This is a genomic window from Gracilimonas sp. (assembly GCF_035704785.1).
GTDB lineage: Bacteria > Bacteroidota > Rhodothermia > Balneolales > Balneolaceae > Gracilimonas.
Genome location: NZ_DASSWP010000143.1, coordinates 1 through 4,796 on the forward strand (window position 1 = coordinate 1; position 4,796 = coordinate 4,796).

At 41.6% G+C, this 4,796-nt stretch carries 4 protein-coding genes; all 4 read right to left on the reverse strand.

The genetic code is table 11. The features are described from left to right. The coding region (locus VFM80_RS08540; protein WP_395071407.1) for a sigma-70 family RNA polymerase sigma factor at positions 1–525 on the reverse strand (525 nt) is incomplete at its 3' end. Positions 526–723: 198 nt separating this feature from the next. Then, positions 724–1,893 (reverse strand): phosphopentomutase, encoded by a 1,170-nt coding sequence (locus VFM80_RS08545; protein WP_395071410.1) that lies wholly within the window; start codon positions 1,891–1,893, stop codon positions 724–726. Further along, the gene (locus tag VFM80_RS08550) at positions 1,890–3,353 is read right to left on the reverse strand and encodes a GAF domain-containing protein (RefSeq protein ID WP_395071408.1); all 1,464 of its coding nucleotides are present in this window, start codon (positions 3,351–3,353) and stop codon (positions 1,890–1,892) included. Before VFM80_RS08550 ends, VFM80_RS08545 begins: the two co-directional genes overlap by 4 nt. An 83-nt stretch (positions 3,354–3,436) precedes the next feature. Beyond that, positions 3,437–4,796: M3 family oligoendopeptidase (locus tag VFM80_RS08555; protein WP_395071409.1), on the reverse strand; the 1,360-nt coding region annotated here is incomplete at its 5' end.

Here is a 4,796-nt window from a genome sequence, read left to right on the forward strand (position 1 = left end):
ACGACCGGAAATTTTTAGAGTGTCTGCTACTTCACCCACAGTCATTTCCAAGCTTTCAGCAAGCTCATGGGCAGAAGGCACACGCTCATATTCCTGTTCCAATTTGGAAAGCTCTTTACCAATTTTGTTAAGAGCCCCAACACGGTTCAAGGGAAGTCGTACAATTCTTGACTGCTCAGCCAGTGCCTGCAGAATTGACTGACGAATCCACCAAACGGCATAAGAGATGAACTTGAAACCACGAGTTTCATCAAAACGTTTTGCTGCTTTGATCAAACCGAGGTTTCCTTCGTTGATCAAATCGCCAAGAGAAAGTCCCTGATTTTGATATTGTTTTGCCACAGAAACTACGAAGCGAAGGTTTGCTTTGGTAAGATCTTCAAGTGCTCTCTGACTTCCTTTTTGAATTTCCTTAGCCAGCCGGACTTCATCATCCGGTGTAATTAGTTTCTCTTTTCCAATTTCGTGCAGATAGCGATCTAATGACTCTGACTCACGAGTAGAGATTCCAGAACTTTTTGCCACTGTATATACCTTTTAATGAATGTTTGCGTACGCGATTGCGCAGATGATATGCTTAGAGCTTTTAAACACGTGCGAAAAGCTTAGATATTGCGTCTACGACTTAATAAATTCTACAATTGATTAATATACGTAATTAATAGCTCAATTTTAAACTACATGACTCCTGTTTTTAGCTTATAGCCTCAACTTTTAGGAATTCTAATTCAAGAACGATCTTCCCGGGAAGTCATGTTCTACCCCGAAGAACTCGGCAACACTACAGGCTATATTCGAGAAAGTATCACCGGTTTTGAGGTCTTCAGAGATTGCCACTCCTTTTGGGAATACTAATAAAGGAACAAACTCCCGGGAGTGATCTGTGCTGTTTGAACAAGGATCATTGCCATGATCTCCTGTGATGATCAAAAGGTCACCTTCCCTGATCTTTGAAACAATAGCCGGTATTGCGCGATCGAATTCTCTCAAACTTCCTGCATATCCTTCCGGATCTAACCGATGGCCAAAAAGCTGATCGGTATCAATTAGATTAACGAAAACAAAACTATTGTCAAGATCTGCGGACATCAAGCTTAACAGTTGTGAAATTCCTTCGGCATTGCTCTTAGTCGGTCGGTATTGGGTAAACCCTTCCCCGGCAAATAAGTCTGCCACCTTACCGATAGAGTATGTTTTTACACCCGCATCGTATAACTTCTGCACCAAGTTATTCTGTGGTGGTAAAGAAGAGTAATCATGTCGTTTATCTGAAATTCGCTCAAAACTTCCCGGTTTACCGGTGAAAGGGCGTGCTATCACTCTCCCTACTTCATGTTTTCCAACCATTATTTGATTCCGGGTGTACTCACACCACTCATAAAGCTTGTCAATTGAAACCACATCTTCGTGGCAAGCTATCTGGAATACACTGTCGGCAGAAGTATAGACAATAGGATAGCCGGTCTTAAGATGTTCTTCCCCAAAATCCCGAATCACCTCAGTTCCCGAATATGGCTTATTGCATAAAGCCTTCTCAACTCCTATTCCCTCACAGAAAGCCTTTATAACATCTTCAGGAAATCCATCCGGGTAGGTAGGAAATGGTTTTTCAAGCTGAATGCCGGCAATTTCCCAATGCCCGGTAGTAGAATCTTTTCCTGCTGAAACTTCTCTTAGTTTTCCAAAAGCAGATAATGGATTTTCATTTTCCGGAATTGATGCAAGTGGTAGAATATTTCCAATCCCCATTTTTTGAAGGTTAGGAAGCTGAACACCTGTTTTTTGAGATATATGCCCAAGCGTATTCATGTGCTCATCCCCATATTCCTTTGCATCTTCCTGAGCACCCACTCCCAAGCCATCAACTACGATCACATATGCATTTCCCATTATGCTTCTACTAACTCAGCTTCATTGTCGTTCATCACCTTTGCCAAAGCTTTTTTAGCTTTTTCTTTGATCTGATAAACACTCTCCGATTGTTCTGAGACCCTTGTATATCCCACTTTAAATTGTGCTCTCATGCTTCCCCCTATGGAAAGATCAATCCCTGACTCCAATTTTGATTTCATTTTTTCCATCCAAAAAGAAACCGCTTCTTCATCGTCACTTTGTATCAAAAAAGTGTATACATAATCTGAATTATAGCCAATGTAACCCGGAATTCCGTAGCGTGAAGGATTTAAAGCCTTAACAAAATCAGTCTGTATATTCTGCAGATCTTCCAATCTGTATTTTGTGCGAAGGCCGGAAACATCATCCGGTGCAATAAGTCCAAACCAGGTAGAAGTTCCTTTTCCCTTCTTTAACTTTGATAATTCATTAGTCAGTGATAACTCCCATAGCTCAGGCATGAAAGCCCCAAAATTTTGCGTCAAAATCTCCTCAACCATGCCTGACTTTTTCACCGATGTCTGGATACTTAGAGAAGCAATTCTTACTAAATTAGATAACTTATGCTTTGTAGATTCTTTGAATGTAAGAGGATCACTGTCGTAACAAACCACTACACCCTGCCGGCGATCATGGATCATTACAGGAATAGCAAAGGTAGCTCCTTCTGTTCGCTTTTCAGCAGATGAAATACGTCGTGGATTGTTATTAAAATGCATTGTAAAAACAGGCTCTCCTTTTTCAAGAGCTTCATATGCTACACTTTTCTCTTCAAGCTGCAATCCCAGATCAGGAGTTTGTTTTGAATCTTTAGCCCGAAGTACCACGTTCCAGGACTCCATTCCCGGTGCCAATAAAACAGCTCCTCCATTCGGGAGATTCTTCTGCATCTCCTCCATCATCTTTCCGAGTATCTCTACCCGGTGCAACCGGTAATCCAACTGATTAACGGAGGCCTCATAATCTTCCCATTCCTGCTGATTTTCATGGAGATCCACAACTTCCAGATAAGTATCCAATACACTTACAAGAGCGTTGTTATAAGACATTATTCTGTCCTGAATAACTTCCTGATCAATTTCATTTTCACTTTCCAGAACGGTCAAAGCTACTGTTTCGCCTTTATTTATAAAAGGGATGATCAGTATTTGCTTCGCCTGAACAAAATCAAAGTAATGCATCAACTTGGCTTTGGATACGTCTTCTCCTACCACTAATTGTACGATCTCTTCAGCATCCTGAAATTCATCAAGAAAATGATTTTCAAAAGACACGCGGTCTTGGAACATGACATTCGGCAGTCCGGTACTATTTGTCTCCCAAACGAATTGCTGACGTGCCCGGTTCACCCAGCACATATAAGAAAGTTGAACTTTTGTTGAAGTTCTTAGCAAATGCACCAGATCCTGGATGATCTGTTTAAATTCCCGAAGTGCTTTTTCTTGTCGGTCTAAAGACATTCTTTTTATTCTTTATAAGTATTTCAAGCTATTGGAGTGTATGGATTTTCATCAATAGTTACTCATGATTACTGAATTACAGTTTAGAACTGTATATTTTTTGCCATTTCTTCGGCTTCTTCTACCATTCTTTCAAAAGAGGCCAAGCCTTTATTCCAAAAATCAGGCTGAGTAATATCGAGTCCCATTTTAGCAACCAGATCTTCCGGCCATTCAGAACCCCCGGCACTCAATAATTCCATGTATCGATCCGGAAAACCTTCAGGGCGCTGAGTGAATTCTTCGTAAAGTGCCAATACCAATAACTCTCCAAATGCATAAGCGTAAACATAGCCGGGTGTATGCAAGAAATGAGGGATATAGCTCCACCAGATGCCATATTCATCCGTCAGTTTAACGGAATCTCCGTATAATGCTTTTTGCTGATCCATCCATAATTCCGAAAATCTCTCAGCCGTTAATTCCCCTTCTTCGCGGCGGGCGGTATGCATGGCATGCTCAAAACGGTTCATTGAGATCTGCCGAAAAACAGTGGCGATGGTATCATCAATTTTACCCATCAGCAATGCCAATTTTTCTTTGGGATCGTCAAGTTCTTTCATCAGCTTTTGAAATACGAGCATCTCTCCAAATACAGAAGCCGTTTCAGCAGTAGTAAGTGGCGTTGATGACTGCAAAACCCCTTGCTGCCGTGATAGATACTGATGAACTCCGTGCCCTAATTCATGAGCCAACGTTTGTACATCACGGATCTTTCCGTCAAAATTCATAAACACATAAGGGTGGACGGAAGGAACCGTACTGGCGGAATATGCCCCGCCTCTTTTCCCCGGCTTGATAGCCGCATCAATCCAATTATTATTAAAAAATTTCTTCGTGATCTCCCCCATTTCATGATGGAACTTAGTATAAGAATCCAAGACCATATCCTGCGCTGAATTCCAGTCGATCGTAGCTTCATTCTTCATAATGGGTGCATACCGGTCATAATCCTTCATCTCATCCAAACCAAGCAGATCACGCTTTAATTTATAATAGCGTTGAACCAATTCGTATTTTGATGTTACTGACTCGATCAGTGCATTCACTGTCTCATTATCGGTTTGGTTAGCCAGATTACGGGAGTCGATCCAGCTTTCATACTTGCGGAGCTTATCGTTGGTTGACTTATCCGCCAGAATAGTATTGAATACAAAGGTTAGCTGTCGGCTCAACTCTTTGAATTTCTTAGTGAGTGAAGCATGAGCCCGGACCCTTAAATCACGATCGTTTTCATGAAGCTTACTTAATACCTCCTGTTCACTGAGCTCTTCACCGTCCAGCTCAAACTTGGCGGCTCCCAAAGTCTCATCAAAAAACCGAACCCAGGCACTTCTTCCGGTAACTGATTTAGCCGACATGATCTTTTCCTGACCTTCCTCAAGTACATGATCTTTGTAGCGG

Bases quoted from the DNA above. Each gene is read 5' to 3' on its own strand.
- VFM80_RS08550 (WP_395071408.1), bottom strand. From the start codon at position 3,353: ATGTCTTTAGACCGACAAGAAAAAGCACTTCGGGAATTTAAACAGATC.